The sequence below is a fragment of the Flavobacterium sp. UBA5153 genome, from assembly GCA_002413745.1.
GTDB lineage: Bacteria > Bacteroidota > Bacteroidia > Flavobacteriales > Flavobacteriaceae > Flavobacterium.
In genome coordinates this window covers 1-16,436 of the sequence record DHXP01000012.1, presented here as the reverse complement: position 1 = coordinate 16,436, position 16,436 = coordinate 1, and the positions used below count along the sequence as shown (strand labels likewise).

The window sequence follows — 16,436 nt, the reverse complement described above, 5'->3', positions numbered from 1 at the left end:
TTTCGATTAACAGGAAAAAACTTGGCGACCAAAATCAAAAAGTAATATTATCAATGCCAATAATAACTTGCTCTGGAAAATGATTTGGAAAAGTAGCCAAAGACTTGACCGATAAAGGATATTGCTCTACAAAAAGTTTGTATTATTTTGGAGTTAAACTTCACGCATTAGCTTTTAGAAGAGAAAAGACAATTCCTTTTCCTGAAGAAATATTAATTACCCCAGCTTCTGTAAATGATTTAACCGTTTTTAAAGAAGCTTGGACAAACAAAGGAAATAGATGCTTTTTTGGTGATAAAATCTATCACAATCAAGATTTTTTTTCTGACCTTGAAAAAGAAAATAACTCTATAATGATGACGCCTGTCAAGGCTGTTAAAGGGGAATGTCAAGATATTAGAAACCGAGATAAAGCAGCAAATGATTTGTTTTCAACAGCAGTATCAAGGGTTAGACAACCAATTGAGTCTTTTTTTAATTGGCTTATTGAGAAAACAAATATTCAAAAAGCAAGTAAAGTAAGGTCAAGTAAAGGGCTCTTGATTCATATATTTGGTAAAATTGCAGCTGCTTTTATATATCTAATTTTTTAACCCTTGATTCGCATAACTTAATAAAAGCATCCCTTTTGAGGTTACTTCCTATTGTGACGAAACTCCAAGGAACAACCCAATCCCATTTTGACAACCAAAAGAAATTAAGAATCACCCAAAACCAGCAAAACAGATGCAAAGGTTGTAAATGATGCAACAAAAGCAAAACCTAATGCCAGATTTATTCCAGCATTAGACTTTTATTGTTGCTTCCCAAATTATAGGATTGTTGTTCTATTTTGACCTTGCCGTAACAGCCTCATTATTAATTATAATTCCTTAAATGGAACGCTTTATTATAAAAGAATCGTGTGAGTAGTAGTTCAACGACTAAATAACGAATTACAACGAGATTATTATCAATTATATCCAATTGATAAAATTTTTAGAAAACCCAGAAAAAGCCTGGATTATCGATAAAGCCGAAATAGAACAATTGTCATTTTTTTGATGCCTTGTTTTGAGAAATGATAGAATATAAAAAACAAACAACTGAATAACAGCTAGATAAAAAAATGAAAACAGTAGTTTTTATTTTTTATCGGACATTAATGAATACAATTTTCATATTTTTTTGATTCACAAAAGTTGTTCAAAACGATCTAAATTATGTATTTAATCGACAAAATAAGTATTTAATCATTTTATTTTTTTTATTTTAATTGTTTCACTTAACTTTAAAGTAGTGTATTATTAAAAAAGATGCGCAAACCATATAAATATGGCGTATTGTATTTATTTTCAGACTACTACAATTATGCGCAATTTATTACAAAGTTATGAATTCATTCATAAAAATCTATTATAACTGGAGATTAAGGAAAATGCCTATTTCAAACCTATAAAGCCAAAAATAACTGATTTAAAGTTAGTTGCGTTAAATATTGTGGCTGAATTTTCAGGAATATATTCTGAATATCAACTATTTAGAAATTTGAAAGAAACATATCTGTTGGATAAAATTGAAAGAAGTGTTTATAATAAACGAAAGAGAAAATTGTTTAATTGGATGGAAGAAATCAGAAAAGAATAATCTTCAAAATTCAATGAATTTGAAGATTATTTTGTGGTTGATTCGATGCCATTAGAAGTATGCAAATTATCGCGAGCAACAAGATCAAAAATATGTAAAGAGATTGAAAATGCAATACCAATAGAGGATATTGTGCATCCCAAAAAAATCATTTTTATGGATATAAACTTCACGCAGTTTGCTCTGTTTCTGGAGTCTTTCAAAGTTTTGATTTAAGTCCTGCATCGATTCATGATTTTCATTATTTGAAAGATATTAAAGTACAAATGGCTGATTGTGTATTGCTTGGAGACAGAGGCTATTTGTCGGCTGAAATACAATTAAATCTTTAGAAGAACTGACCATAGATGTTGCATAAAATGTGTGAATTACGCAACTTTTTTCAATTATTCTGTGACATTTATTCGATTGAAGCCGGCTAACTTTGTTTTCCCAATTCATGAAAAAAAAATCAATCAAAAGGTCAAATCAAATTAAAAATTACAATTATGAAAGGAAATGAAAAGTTAATTACAGTCATGAATGCGCTTTTGGCAGATGAACTTACTGTTATAAACCAATACATGGTGCAATCTGAAATGTGTGCAAATTGGGGTTACAGCAAACTCCATAAAGCTATCCGGAAACAGGCAATGGATGAAATGCTCCATGCCGAATGGCTTATCGAGCGAATCATTTTTTTCGAGGGCTCGCCAACGGTATCCAAACTTAATCCGATGAAGATTGGTAAAACTGTTTCAGAAATGATCAGTAATGACGACGACACTGAACTCAAAGTTGTCAGTGAATACAACGATGCAATCAAGCTTGCCCGCGAGGTTGATGATCAGGGAACTGTTGACCTGCTAACCAAAATACTTAAAATGGAAGAAGACCATGTCGATTGGGCCGAAATACAACGTGCACAGATCGACCAAATGGGACTTGAGAATTATCTGACAAGCCAAACCTGAAGTCCGTCAAGCTGATTCAAAGTTATTTGATAACCAATTAATGGCTATTTTATTTGTAAGAATGCATTCGGTGGTAGTTCACCGCCCTTTTCTGTCTGCAAAAAAACAAATACTAGATTAAAATTTTCTTAATTGTTAACAATATTCATAAGACTATAATGATGAGAGTACCGAAACATATTGGAATAATTCCTGATGGAAACAGAAGATGGGCGGAAGCCAATAAAATGACAAAAGAAAAAGGGTATGATTGTGGCTTAGATCCGGGCTTAATACTTTTTAAATTATGCAAGGAGGCCGACATTAAGGAATTAACGTTTTACGGGTTTACTACTGATAACACGAAAAGACCGACAAAACAAAGAATAGCCTTCACTAAAGCCTGTATCAATGCAGTAAATATATTATCTAAAGAAGATGCAGAATTATTGGTCATCGGGGATTTCGAATCTCCCATGTTTCCAAAAGAATTATATAAATATACAACGAGGCAGATCTTTGGTAAAGGAGGAATTAAAGTTAATTTTTTGGTTAATTATGGTTGGGAGTGGGACTTAAACAATTTGAAATTAGCTGACTCTGCTCAGAAAAATATATCAAGTCATATTAGATCTTTTGATGTTTCAAGAGTAGATATGATTATGCGGTGGGGTGGCAGAAGACGATTAAGTGGCTTCCTTCCGGTGCAATGTATTTATTCGGATTTCTATGTGTTGGATGACTATTGGCCGGATTTTAAACCCGATCATTTTTATGAAGCGCTGAATTGGTATAATGATCAGGATGTCACCCTTGGAGGTTGAGGTTAATCGTTTAAATGTGAATTTTATAAGGATAAACAATGAGAAAAATAGAATTGGTTGTAGTTTTAATCATCTTAGGAATTCTTGGTTTGCATTATACTTTTATTGCACAGCCACAAGAGACTCCAAAAAATCAAATGAAAAAGAATCAAATAAATAAAAACTCTAAAAAATAAAGTACCATGAATACACAAAGCAAATTTGAATTTAAGCCACTGCCTTATTCTTATGATGCTCTTGAACCTTTCATTGATCAGCTCACGTTAGAAATTCATTATGGCAAGCATCACAAAGCATATTATGACAATTTCCTTAATGCAATAAAAGATACTGAGATGGAATCAATGAATGTAAAGGAAATATTCAGGAACATAAGCAAATATCCTTTGGCAGTCAGGAACAATAGTGGTGGTTATTTTAATCATACATTTTATTGGGAAAACATGAAAACTCACGGAGGCGGTCTGCCAACCGGTAAATTATCAGAAGCTGTTACAAAAACATTTAGCTCGTTTGAAGAGTTCAAAAAACAATTCTCAGATGCAGGTAAAACCCGGTTTGGGAGTGGTTGGGCATGGTTATGCCTTGATGATAAAGGCAACCTGTTTATTTGTTCTACACCAAATCAGGATAATCCGTTGATGGATATTGCTGAAAAGAAGGGAATACCTTTGCTTACAATGGATGTATGGGAACACGCTTATTATTTGAAATATCAGAACAAAAGGCCAGATTATATCGATGCATTCTGGAATGTTGTAAACTGGGATGAAGTAGCAAAGAGATACGAAAATGCTTTAAAGGCAGCCAATGTGAAATAAATTATAATATTAAAATGATGGAAAAATTAATAATAAATACCAGAAGAATTAATAATAAATAAAAAACAATTAATATTCAAAATCATGAACCAATTAAAGAAAAAACTAATTTGCTTTTGCATCTTGTTGATTGCAATAATCAACTTCGAAGCTTCTTTCGCTCAGCAACCGAAAATTGTTTCTTCATATGGACCTATTAACCAGGATGTAGGTTTTGACCAAATTAAGGCTGACAGGATGAAGGTAAAGGAGGAGCGTGCAAAAGAACACATGACCTTGTTAAACAATAGGTACGATCTTTCAAAAAAGACATCTCCTGATGTTGTCATGTCAGGAGGAAAACCCATACCGATGGGTCCAACAGCTAAACTTCAAGGTACTAGTTGGTTGGAACTTGATAAGTTAACGCCTGAGCAGATCAAAATGAAGGGAATTTTTCCATATAAGCCCCTACCTTTTGCCGACCATGCCGAGGGTGGCATGCTTTTTCCACCCATGATTACGAATGTGCTTCCACGGCTTGTTCGTTTCGATCTGAATTTTGATCTTCCGGAGCATATTCTCCCGGATGTAGTACCCCCTATTTATCTGACCACACGACCCGATCTGGGTGATGTTTCCAAAGGGCAATTGATAACTATCGATAATTATTACGAAATTTTCAATGGACTTTTGAACCCCAAGCAACTCGAAGGATTGCGCTTATTGGTAACCCAGTTCCCGCAACAACAGTTTAATGCTACCGAAGACCGTCGAACCGATCGCCCCAGCCTTGGCGTCAGTTGTTTTGATTGTCATGCCAACGGACATACCAACGGAGCTAATCATCTGGTTGGAGACATTCGACCACAAGAGTTTAGACATCGAATCGAAACACCATCCTTGCGTGGAGTGAATATTCAGCGGCTCTTTGGTTCGCAAAGGGCACTTAAAACCATAGAAGATTTCACCGAATTCGAACAACGTGCCGCCTATTTTGATGGAGATCATGCCATGGCAGCCAAGAAAGGAGTTAACGTGTTCGAACGAGGCTCGCAAGTTCACTTTATGGCTGAATTCATGGCAATTCTGGCTTTTCCTCCATCACCCAAGCTCAATATATATGGCGAGTTGGATAAAACCAAAGCATCTAAGGCTGAGTTGCAGGGAGAAGCAATTTTCAACGGCAAAGGCAGATGCGTTTCATGTCACCCTGCACCTTATTTTACCGATAATAGTATGCACGATTTAAAGGCAGAACGTTTTTATAAACAAGAAATGGTTAATGGGATGATGATGGCGCATGATGGTATGATTAAAACATTCCCTTTAAGAGGGATTAAAGACTCGCCACCCTATTTGCACGACGGAAGATGTTTTACGTTGGAAGATGTTGTGGAGTATTTTAACCTTGTTCAGGAATTGCATCTGACAGCTCTGGAAAAGAAAAATTTGGCAGCATTTATGCGCGTATTATAGGTATAAAAGACTAAGGGAAGAAAGCCAATAAATCAATCAATCAAATATCAGAACATAATAATGTCTTATTTTAAAACAGAAGAATAGAACGCGGATAAAACGGATTTTATTCCAACAAGTTGGAATATATTTTCGCACTAAAATCAATTGACGAAGTCAATTTAATCCGTATATAAGTCTGATAATTAAGCAATCTGTAAATATCCGCTTAATCCGTTCAATCAGCGTTCTATTCTTTATTAAATGTGACATTATAGCTTTTATAGTACTTAAAATGAAATAAGATAGGAAATCTTAAGTATAAAAAAATAATAATTAAACCATGGATAAATTAATTGAAAAAACAAACTCTGTGTTAGCCAGAGAAGAATATATTGAAGTTGAACCCAATGTCCGACTTCATGTTACAGATTTAGGAGAAGGTAGACCTATTGTGTTAATACCCGGTTGGCCGCTAAGCGATGAAATGTACGAATATCAATACAATGATTTGATAAATAATAATTTTCGGGTTATTGGCATCACGTTGAGAGGTTTTGGTAAATCGGATAAACCGTATGGTGCGTATGATTACGATGTACATGTTTCGGATATTAAAACAGTCTTAAAAAAACTGGATATTAAAGATGCCGTATTAGTTGGTTTTTCGATGGGCGGAGCCATTGCAATTCGTTATATGGCTGCCAATAAAGGAGCTCGCGTTTCGAAGCTGGTATTGGCCGGAGCAGCAGCTCCGGTTTGGACACAACGAGATGATTTCCCATATAACCTTCCTAAAAGTGCAGTTGATGAATTGATTGAATTGAACTATCAGGATAGGCCTAAGCTTTTATCCAATTTCACAAAGATATTCTCTGCCACCGAAACGTCATTAAATGAAGGAATCGGCAATTGGTTGAATGCAATTAATTTAAGCGCCTCATCTTATGCAACAGCGCAATGTTTAATTGCTTTGCGTGATACTGACCTGAGAAATGATTTGAAAAAAATTGAAATTCCGACATTGATTCTGCATGGCAAACACGACAAAATTTGTTCTTTCGATTTGGCAGAACAAATGAAAGATGCTATCTCAGATTCACGCCTCGTTACTTTTGAGCATAGCGGCCATAGCATGTTTCTGGAAGAAACTCAAAAGTTTAATACAGAGCTGATCAAATTTGCAAAAGAAAATTAAAAATCAACACATTTATTAAAGGTTTCAAATGAATACTAACAGATTTTAAAATAGGAGATAATAATATGAAAGCATTAGTTTATTATGGACCCCGCGATGTGCGGGTGATGGATGTGCCGGACGCAAAAATCGAACAGCCCACCGATGTGCTGGTGAAGATCACGAGCACTAATATCTGCGGTTCTGACCTACACATGTATGAAGGAAGAACAGATATGGAAAAAGGAAGAATATTTGGTCACGAAAATTTGGGTAAGGTAGTAGAAATAGGTAAATCTGTAACTAATATTAAAGTTGGTGATATGGTATGCCTGCCTTTTAATATTGGCTGTGGTCATTGCAAAAATTGTGAAAGTGGATATACAGGCTTTTGCCTCACGATGAATCCCGGCATGGCAGGCGCTGCTTATGGTTTTGCAGGAATGGGACCTTACAGTGGCGGTCAGGCTGAATACCTGAGGGTTCCTTATGGCGATTTTAATTGCCTGAAATTACCTGAAGATGCAATAGAAAAAGAAAATGATTATGTGATGTTATCTGATATTTTTCCTACCGGATATCACGCAACCGAACTCGCTAATGTGCAACCCGGAGATTCTGTGGTCATCTATGGCGCAGGCCCTGTTGGGCTTATGGCAGCGCACTCTGCAAGCATTAAAGGTGCCAGCCAGATCATGGTTGTTGATAATCATAAAGACAGGTTGAAACTTGCTGAAGAATTTGGTGCTATTGCTATTGATTTTTCAATGGGTTCTGCTGTTGAACAGGTTCTTGAACTTACCAAAGGTATAGGTGCAGATAAAGGTTGCGAATGCGTGGGCTACCAATGTTGCGATAAGCATGGTACTGAACATTCTAACATTACTATGAACGAACTGGTACAGGCAGTGAAAGCTACAGGATCTATTGGTGTTGTAGGTGTGTTTGTACCCAAAGATCCAAAATCAAAAGATCCACTTCAGAAAGAAGGACACATGGATTTTGACTTTGGTAACTTTTGGATGAAAGGGCAACGCATAGCAACAGGGCAGGCTAATGTAAAGTCTTACAATCGTCAGCTTTGCACACTTATCTCTGCAGGTAAAGCCAAACCGTCATTAATTATCTCACACGAGCTTTCACTTGGCGAGGCTCCGGAAGCTTACAAGCATTTTGATGCACGTGACAAAGGATGGACGAAAGTGATACTAAAACCAGAGTGGTAAAACACTCAAAATTTAATGAAGAGCTGATCAAATTTGCGCTGGAATAAGCTGAATTGTCGTCAACTTACAAAACAATCATAAATATATTATACCATTATGGAAAAACAATTAAATAAGAGAAGAGTAGCTGTCATGGCTACAGATGGTTTTGAACAATCGGAATTTAAGAAGCCAATAAAGGCTCTCAAAAAAGAAGGGATTTTAGTGGATGTACTATCATTAAAAGAAGGAAAAATAAAGGGCTGGAAAGAAACAAAGTGGGGTGATAAATTTAAAGTAGATGTAATTATAAACAATGCGCATTCTACCGATTATGACATGCTGGTATTGCCGGGCGGTGTGATGAATACCGATACATTGCGTATGAATGAATCGGCCGTAAAATTTGTATCTGATTTTTTTGAACAAGGGAAACCGATTGCTGCTATTTGCCATGCCGGTTCAATATTAATTGAAACCGGATTATTGAAAGGGAAAAAGATGACATCGTATAAATCAATTAAAACAGATTTAATCAATGCGGGAGTAAATTGGATAGATGAAGAAGTAGTAGTGGACGACAAACTCATCACGAGTAGAAGCCCGAAAGATCTTCCGGTTTTTTGCAAAAAGATGATTGAAGAACTAAAAGAATGATATAGAAAAATATGTATTTTTTAAAACCTGACTTATGAGTAAAAATGTATCGGATCAACTGGTGGAAACATTGGTTGAAGCAGGCATTCAACGAATTTATGCTGTAACCGGAGATAGTCTTAATCATGTCAATGCAGCAATACAACGTAACGGAAAAATCAAATGGATTCATGTCCGTAACGAAGAAACGGCTGCATTTGCAGCAGGTGCTGAGGCGCAATTAAATGGCTTGGCATGTTGTGCCGGCAGTAGCGGTCCGGGACATGTTCATCTCATCAATGGTTTGTATGATGCACATCGTTCATCGGCTTCTGTATTGGCTATTGCTTCTACCATTCCTACCAAAGAATTTGGTACCGGTTATTTTCAGGAAACAAATACCATCAAGCTTTTTGACGATTGCAGTTGCTATAACCAGATAGCTACAACACCAACTCAATTGCCACGTATGTTGCAGGCTGCACTCCAACATGCTGTACATAAAAAAGGCGTGGCAGTTCTTGGACTACCGGGTGATATTACCAATCTTCCTGCGGTAACGGCTGAAACTACAACAACACTATTCAGGAACGACCCTGTCGTCAGACCATCCGAAGATGAACTGCTACAACTCGCCGAACTATTAAATTCGCACAAAAAGATCACAATTTACTGCGGAATGGGCGCTGCAGAGGCGCATAATGAAATTATTCAATTGTCAGAAAAATTAAAATCTCCGGTGGCATATTCGTATAAAGCCAAGATGGCGATTCAATATGATAATCCGTATGAGGTTGGTCTCACAGGATTATTGGGAATTCCATCGGCTTATCAAAGTATGCACGAATGTGAGTTGCTGGTATTATTGGGAACGGATTTTCCCTATACACCTTTCATGCCGGTTCACAATAAGATCGTGCAAATTGACATTAAACCGGAAAACCTCGGGCGAAGAGCCAAACTCGATCTCGGACTTTGTGGGGATGTGAAAGATAGCTTGCAGACCCTCCTACCCCTGATAGAAAAGAAAGAAGATACTACTTTCCTCGATAGGCAATTGGAGTTTTACATAGAAGTAAAAAAGTATTTGCAAATTTATGTAAATGATCAAGGAAAGCCAAATGCTATTCATCCTGAATTTGTTGCCTCTGTGATTAATGAGCTGGCTGCCAAAGACGCCATATTTACGGTAGATACCGGAATGTGTTGTGTGTGGGCTGCGCGCTACATTGATGGAACCGGGGAACGGATAATGTTAGGTTCATTCAATCATGGTTCTATGGCAAATGCAATGCCTCAGGCTATTGGTGCTGCACTAGCCTGTCCGGGGAAACAAGTGATTGCATTCTGTGGTGACGGAGGTCTGTCCATGATGATGGGAGATCTGATGACCATTGTTCAATACAATTTACCCGTAAAGATTGTGCTTTTTAATAATCGATCATTAGGAATGGTGAAACTGGAAATGGAAGTAGCCGGAATTCCGGACGTGGAAACAGATATGCTGAATCCGGACTTTGATAAACTAGCCGAAGCAATGGGAATGTTTGGCATTACAATTAATGATCCCGTAGAGGTAAAAACAACTTTACAAAAAGTCTTTCAACAGGATGGACCTGCCTTAATTACCATTCAGACTGATCCGAATGCACTTGCCATGCCTCCCAAACTGGAGTTTGACCAGATGAAAGGTGTCGCGTTATATATGGGAAAGATGATCTTAGGTGGGCGTATTGATGAGGTATTTAAAATTTTCAAGTCCAATTATAAACATTTGGGTGAGGTAATATAAAATAAGATTTATTAGTGATGAAATCATTTATTTTCTGGCAACGATGGTTATTTTACAGTAGCCTGGTATTTGCATTCTTCGGGATCGTTTTTGCATTATATGGCAACAATCCATTTTTCATGCCTTATAATAAAGCACTTGCCCACATTTTCAGGTTCGGGGATCAGATACCCTCTGAGATAGCATTCAAGGCTTTTATTTGGGGATCATTGGGTGGTAACCATAGCTTGTTGTTATATTTTGCTGGCCTTTATCGCATGGTTCCCGTTCCAGAGGAAAGAACGCTGGGTCCGAAATGCAATTATCGTAGCATTTGGAGTATGGGTCTTATTGGATTCGGCTGTTTGCCTTTATTATGGAGTATATTTTCAGGTATATATCATTAATGCATTTTCAATTCTGGTAAAAGCATTACCAATCATTTTTATATGGAGAGAGTTTAAGAAAGTTCCTGGAATGGGTTAGCACATCATGAAATTGCTATCATTCAATATCCAGTCATATTCAAGAAATGATCGTGATGATAGCACTACTCATCGATGGCGCCATCCTGTCGATTGCTTATGACAATGTTCATTACTCGAACAAACCAGAGACCTGGAACATGCGACTGGTGATGGGAATCGCCACTGTGGTAAGCGTCATCGGAGTCATGGACTCGTTTGGGATGTTTTATCTTGGCTACAAGGTCTTTCATCTGGATATGGCATTCATCCAAACACTGATGTATTTGAAACTGTCAGTGGCGGGACATTTCAAAATTTTCCTCACCCGCACACGCGGTCCATTCTGGTCCATTCGTCCCGCAACTATATTGCTAGTGGTAGTTTTCGGCAAGCAAATCTTAGCGACGCTGGTGGCAGTTTATGGCTTGTTTATGCCACCCATCGGTTGGGGTTGGGCGCTTATGGTGTGGGGTTACTCTTTAATTTGGTTCCTGATAAACGACCTAATAAAACTGCTCGGCCTATAGGTTTTTCGATCCGGTAAAAACCAAAGTAAAAGTTAATTTGAAACAAGAAATCGCTGACCGTGCATACGAAATTTACGAACAGCAAGGCCATCGTGAAGGAAATGCCGAGCAGGACTGGGAACAGGCTGAGCAGGAGATAAAGAAGGAGGAATCCTGAAAATGAAATGAAGAAAGACAACTTAATACTAAATGAATATAAATTCATTAATAATCGAAAAACAAACGAAAACAAAAAAACAATCGATAAATGCTAAAAACCTGATAATTATATAAATTTTTAGAGGAATTGTATAACTTTATGCAGGTGTATATCAGGTAACTTTAAACAATTATTAATCATTAAATTAAATGCAATGAATAAGTCAAATGAAGTATTCGCTGGATCCGATCAAAAAAGTGAAAATCATTCATGCTGCGGTGGAAATAGTCATCAACATCTTGAAGTGAGTAATGTCGATTCAGGTAAAGAGTACCAATGCCCGATGAAATGCGAAGGAGAAAAAACCTATAAAGCTCCAGGAAATTGTCCGGTTTGCAATATGCACCTGGCGCCAATTAAATAAGTAATTAATTGTTAAAAATTGAAATCATGAAGTATTACATCAGCAAAAAAATCAGTGCAGATTTTGATCAGGCAGTTCTGCTTGTAACCGAATCGTTGAAAAAAGAAGGATTTGGAGTACTTACCGAAATTAACCTTCAGGAAAAACTGAAAGAAAAACTGAATATCGATTTCCGGAAATACAAAATACTTGGAGCCTGCAATCCGGCCTATGCCTACAAAGCATTACAGCAAGAAGACAAAATCGGAACCATGCTGCCATGCAGCGTTGTTGTTCAGGAATTGGGAAACAATGAAATAGAAGTTGCAGCAGTCGATCCAGTGGCTTCGATGATGGCTATTGAAAATCCTAGCCTTGCCGGAATAGCCGGAGAAATAAAAGAAAAACTAGAACGGGCTATTGCATCTTTGTAGCAAGTGATTTATCAAAATCAAAAAATGTAATTTATTAATTTAAGGAGGTATATTATGATGGACGGAATGAATAATGGTTGGGGAATGGGATATGGATCTGGTTGGATTATCGGCTTGGTCTTTATGGTTGTTGTTATATGGCTGGTAGTTAAAGTTTTAAATCGAAATAGAAAATAAAATCTTCCAGTTGTATAGTCTCCGTTGAATTTCTTGAAAGTTAAGATTTGTCTCGTGAAAAATTTATTAAAAGTAATATGAAAAACAAACCAAATGTAGTTGTGCTTGGATGCAATTTTGCAGGACTTACCGTCTCAAGATATCTTCACCAAGAGGCTAAAGAGGTTATCAATATTACGGTGATAGACCGTAAGAATTATGTGAATTTTATTCCAAACATACCAATTGAAGTATTTAATAATCACGATCCTGCCGATAATTTAGAATTTGAATTTTTGAAGTTCTTGAAATCTGATAATTCTACTTTTATTCAAGCACAGATAGAAGAAATAGACGCTGAAAGCAAAAAAGTTTATTTCACTCCAAACGAAAGAGATGGTTCGGCAAGAGAGTTTATCCAGTATGATTATTTAGTAATTGCTTTAGGTTGCAAACTTGCATTTGATAAGATTGAAGGCTTTGCTGAATTTGGCCATACGTTTTCCGACACCTATTACGGAAATAAAATCCGCCAATTTTTGCATCATGAATACAAAGGGGGACCCATAGCCATTGGCTCGGATAGATTTATTCAGGGACAAAGTCCGAAGTTGCCAAAATTGCCTACCGCCCTGGCGGCCTGTGAAGGACCACCGGTTGAAATTGCCTTTTCATTAGCTGACTGGTTAAAACATCATGAACTTGGTGATGCAAAAAAGATAACCGTGTTTACCCCTGCTGAAGTAATTGCAGAAGATGCCGGCAAAAAAATATTGGATCAATTATTACCCATGATGACAGATATGGGATACGGTTATAAAAACAAAACCATTGGTATCAAAAAAATATACAAAGATGGTATTGATTTTAAGGATGGGAGCAGTTTAGAGGCTGAACTAAAAATAATTTTCCCCAATTGGGAGCCCCATAATTTCATGAAGCATCTGCCTTTTGTTGATGACCAGGGATTTGTTGTCACGGATCTTCATATGAGAAACCCTGATTATCCCGAGATATTTGCTGTAGGTGATGCCGCATCTGTAACGGTTCCAAAATTGGGGTCTCTCGGACATATGGAAGCTGAAATTGTAGCAAAGATGATTGCCAACGAGGTAATTAATAACGGCGCAGCACATACTATAGAGCCTTTGCATCCTATGGTTCTGTGTTTTGGAGATATGGGTGATCACAAAGGGTTTTATATGCATACCAATGAATGGTGGGGTGGAGACATTAGCATCTTAAAAATGGGATTTACGCCCTACGCTTTAAAAATAGGATTCAAGAATATGTATTATACGCTTGGAGGAAAAGTCCCAAGTTGGGGCTTGCCTTTATCTGAATTTTTGGGAGACCATACCGTGATTTAAAAAACCATAAACAACGAATAAAAGTAACAATTATGACAATTCAATTAAATTCAGATAATAATTTAACATTACATGACGCATTTAGGTCTCAGTTACACACCTTACTTTCTGAAGAATTAAGCAGGTTTAGTGAACATATAACAAGGTTGGAAGTGCATCTTTCCGATGAGAACGGCCACAAAGAGGGACTAAACGATAAAAAATGTATACTTGAAGCCCGTCTTGAAGGAATGAAGCCAATCGCTGTCACAAACATTGCAAACAACCATGAACAGGCAGTTGAAGGGGCAATTGACAAGTTAAAGACTTCTCTTACTACAATATTTGGTCGTTTGAGTAATCATTAGCAGCAATAAAAAACAAACTGGACTAGAAGTTCCGGATTGAAAATAAGTAGGTTTAACACTAAAAACAAATAAGATGATGAACGATCATTCATGGGGTTGGGGTATGGGTTATTATGGTATGTGGATAGTTCCGCTAATCATAATTCTCATAGTTGTCCTTCTTTTAAGAAACAGACGCAGAAAGTAAACAAAAAAGCTACAGTAAAAAATGTATAACGCCTGGCTATCTATTTTACCTCGCATAATCACTATTGCTGCGGCAATCTGGTCTGAGAAAATCATTGCATCTCTTTTAATAGGGATGCTAACATATTAGCAAACTAGCCTAAAAAAGCCCCTCAACCCTTTCGATAAACGATTGTTGAGGAGCTTTTACATATAACAAATTCAAGTTTATTTACTCAAATACATTTTTCTTCTGGAGTACAATTCATAAAATTGGTCGTCTTTCAAATCCGAAACTAGCTTGCATTGTCTCACCGGATGTGGCAAGTGCTGTTCGAAACCAGACATTCATGCATCACCTTTAGAATTTTTACCTTGGGCATTGCATTTATTTTTGAACGGCAAAGCCGAAAAAATGCTGGCAGAATTAGACGACTCATCCATTATAACTTGTCATATATACAGACCACTTGCCCTTTTAGAACAGTACAACGGAAGCTGTAACAACTACCGCTATCGTGGATTAAATTGCCGGCTTTTTGGCTATGCCGCTAGTAGAGACAAATATGGCAAATTGCGATTAGCTACTTGCAAAATCATAAAAGAAAACCAACTAGAAAATTACAATAACGCCGAAGAAGCCATTAGCAAAGGCCTTTACGTGCCTATTTTTACCGATTATTATATGCAGCTCGCTCAAATTGATTACAGAATGGGAATTACTTTACTCCCAATAAACGAAGCTTTGAAAATGGCAATCGAAGAAGTCTTGCAATATTACGCTTACAAACCTTTTCCGGGTGGATTGGAGAATATTGCTTAATTTAGAAGAAATTTACTTATATTTGAAAAAAAAACTCCCCAAATACATAATGAGAAAATTAGTTACAATATTCTATTTTGTGCTAATAGTGAATTTCATGTTTGCACAAAATAGTGATACCAAAATAATTGATTCTTTAAAACTTGAATTAAGGAAGTCAAAAATAGATACTGCTAAGGTAAATTTACTTAATGAGTTATCTAGAAATAATTTTTATTCCGATCCAATGGAAGGAATGCGATATGGCGAAATCGCATTGAATTTAGCTTCAAAAATACAATGGAAAAAAGGAATGGCTATTGCAAATGATCATATAGGAATTTGCTATTGGGTTACAGCAAACCACCCAAAATCGATACTATATTTTCAAAATTCATTATCAAACTATCAAGACCTGAAAGACCAAGCTGGTACTGCCAATGCATATAATCATCTCGCATCACTTCATTTGGGAATAAAAAAATACAAGCAAGCTTTTGTTTACTTCAATGAAGCCTATAAAATAGATCGATTAACCTCGAATAAAACGCAAATGGCTAATGACCTTACAGGTATTGCCGATGTTTTTTTCAAATTAAATAACTATACAAAAGCCATTGAATTCTATTTAAAAGCAAAAGAACTCTATTTTACGGTCGATAATTTCTATGGTGTAGGTGTTTCCTATATAAATATTGGAAAAGCCTATTCAAGTAAAAAGGAATACTCTGATGGTTTAGTTAATTACAACAAAGCTCTTGATAATTTAAACAAAATAGAAGGTACAAAATATGATATTGGAAATGCTTATCTTGAAATGGGGAAAGCCTATTACAATTTGGCTTTGGAAGATAAAAGAACAAAAACAAAAAATCTAAACCTTTCACTAAAATATTCAAACAAGGCAATTAATACTTTTACAGAAATTAAAACATTTGATAAAATTAACGATTGTAATCTTGAATTATATAAAACTTATAAAGAAACAGGCAACTATAAATTGGCATTAGAATATTTCGAAAAACACCTCAAAATTAAAGAAACATTTTTAAACTATGAAAATAATATTAAATTAGGTGAACTTAAAACCAAACGAGAATTTGAATTAAGAGATAAAAAAATTGAAATTCAAAACCTTCAAATTAAAAGCGAAACTAGTAAAGTATATTTATTAACATAGCTGTCCGAACAAATAAG

The 16,436-nt window shown here is 36.2% G+C and carries 19 protein-coding genes and 1 pseudogene; all 20 read left to right on the top strand.

Annotated elements, in window-relative coordinates; genetic code table 11:
• Positions 1-104 precede the first annotated feature (104 nt).
• The 20 genes and pseudogenes from B2145_RS02380 to B2145_RS02290 all read left to right on the top strand — a co-directional run bounded on the left by B2145_RS02380 (position 105) and on the right by B2145_RS02290 (position 16,419).
• Positions 105-593: a transposase gene (locus B2145_RS02380; RefSeq protein ID WP_291097718.1), complete on the top strand. Its 489-nt coding sequence runs from the start codon at positions 105-107 to the stop codon at positions 591-593.
• An 808-nt stretch (positions 594-1,401) separates the two neighbouring features.
• Positions 1,402-1,955 (top strand): annotated as a pseudogene (locus tag B2145_RS17665) (IS982 family transposase); the annotation flags it as partial.
• A 159-nt stretch (positions 1,956-2,114) separates the two neighbouring features.
• A complete protein-coding gene (gene bfr / locus B2145_RS02370) occupies positions 2,115-2,579 on the top strand; it encodes a bacterioferritin (protein WP_291097716.1) in 465 nt (154 codons plus the stop codon).
• Between the two features lie 158 nt (positions 2,580-2,737).
• Complete coding sequence (locus tag B2145_RS02365) at positions 2,738-3,382, top strand: undecaprenyl diphosphate synthase family protein (RefSeq protein ID WP_291097714.1); 645 nt, start codon at positions 2,738-2,740, stop codon at positions 3,380-3,382.
• A 38-nt stretch (positions 3,383-3,420) separates the two neighbouring features.
• Positions 3,421-3,558, top strand: coding sequence for a hypothetical protein (locus B2145_RS02360; RefSeq protein WP_291097712.1), 138 nt, complete (start codon positions 3,421-3,423; stop codon positions 3,556-3,558).
• A 6-nt stretch (positions 3,559-3,564) separates the two neighbouring features.
• Positions 3,565-4,203 carry a superoxide dismutase gene (locus B2145_RS02355; protein ID WP_291097710.1) on the top strand — a complete coding sequence of 213 codons (639 nt, stop codon included), beginning with the start codon at positions 3,565-3,567 and terminating at the stop codon, positions 4,201-4,203.
• 84 nt (positions 4,204-4,287) lie between these two features.
• Entirely contained in the window at positions 4,288-5,661 is a 1,374-nt protein-coding gene (locus B2145_RS02350) for a cytochrome C (protein ID WP_291097708.1), read from the top strand.
• 352 nt (positions 5,662-6,013) lie between these two features.
• Positions 6,014-6,838 carry an alpha/beta fold hydrolase gene (locus B2145_RS02345; RefSeq protein WP_291097707.1) on the top strand — a complete coding sequence of 275 codons (825 nt, stop codon included), beginning with the start codon at positions 6,014-6,016 and terminating at the stop codon, positions 6,836-6,838.
• Positions 6,839-6,903: 65 nt separating this feature from the next.
• Positions 6,904-8,043 (top strand): glutathione-independent formaldehyde dehydrogenase, encoded by a 1,140-nt coding sequence (locus B2145_RS02340; protein ID WP_291097705.1) that lies wholly within the window; start codon positions 6,904-6,906, stop codon positions 8,041-8,043.
• A gap of 96 nt (positions 8,044-8,139) precedes the next feature.
• Positions 8,140-8,679, top strand: coding sequence for a type 1 glutamine amidotransferase domain-containing protein (locus B2145_RS02335; protein ID WP_291097703.1), 540 nt, complete (start codon positions 8,140-8,142; stop codon positions 8,677-8,679).
• A gap of 34 nt (positions 8,680-8,713) precedes the next feature.
• Entirely contained in the window at positions 8,714-10,450 is a 1,737-nt protein-coding gene (locus B2145_RS02330) for a thiamine pyrophosphate-dependent enzyme (RefSeq protein ID WP_291097701.1), read from the top strand.
• Between the two features lie 17 nt (positions 10,451-10,467).
• Entirely contained in the window at positions 10,468-10,836 is a 369-nt protein-coding gene (locus B2145_RS02325; RefSeq protein ID WP_291097699.1) for a hypothetical protein, read from the top strand.
• A 134-nt stretch (positions 10,837-10,970) separates the two neighbouring features.
• Positions 10,971-11,423 carry a hypothetical protein gene (locus B2145_RS02320; RefSeq protein ID WP_291097697.1) on the top strand — a complete coding sequence of 151 codons (453 nt, stop codon included), beginning with the start codon at positions 10,971-10,973 and terminating at the stop codon, positions 11,421-11,423.
• 37 nt (positions 11,424-11,460) lie between these two features.
• A complete protein-coding gene (locus B2145_RS17660; protein ID WP_291112173.1) occupies positions 11,461-11,580 on the top strand; it encodes a DUF2934 domain-containing protein in 120 nt (39 codons plus the stop codon).
• A gap of 196 nt (positions 11,581-11,776) precedes the next feature.
• Complete coding sequence (locus B2145_RS02315) at positions 11,777-11,986, top strand: heavy metal-binding domain-containing protein (protein WP_291097695.1); 210 nt, start codon at positions 11,777-11,779, stop codon at positions 11,984-11,986.
• Between the two features lie 26 nt (positions 11,987-12,012).
• Positions 12,013-12,399, top strand: coding sequence for a DUF302 domain-containing protein (locus tag B2145_RS02310; RefSeq protein ID WP_291097693.1), 387 nt, complete (start codon positions 12,013-12,015; stop codon positions 12,397-12,399).
• A gap of 254 nt (positions 12,400-12,653) precedes the next feature.
• The gene (locus B2145_RS02305; RefSeq protein ID WP_291097691.1) at positions 12,654-13,925 is read left to right on the top strand and encodes an NAD(P)/FAD-dependent oxidoreductase; all 1,272 of its coding nucleotides are present in this window, start codon (positions 12,654-12,656) and stop codon (positions 13,923-13,925) included.
• A 32-nt stretch (positions 13,926-13,957) separates the two neighbouring features.
• On the top strand, positions 13,958-14,272 hold the full coding sequence (locus tag B2145_RS02300) for an HPF/RaiA family ribosome-associated protein (RefSeq protein ID WP_291097689.1): 315 nt from the start codon (positions 13,958-13,960) through the stop codon (positions 14,270-14,272).
• 466 nt (positions 14,273-14,738) lie between these two features.
• Positions 14,739-15,260, top strand: coding sequence for a YkgJ family cysteine cluster protein (locus B2145_RS02295; protein ID WP_291097687.1), 522 nt, complete (start codon positions 14,739-14,741; stop codon positions 15,258-15,260).
• A gap of 97 nt (positions 15,261-15,357) precedes the next feature.
• Complete coding sequence (locus B2145_RS02290; protein ID WP_291097685.1) at positions 15,358-16,419, top strand: tetratricopeptide repeat protein; 1,062 nt, start codon at positions 15,358-15,360, stop codon at positions 16,417-16,419.
• The last annotated feature ends 17 nt before the right edge of the window (positions 16,420-16,436 follow it).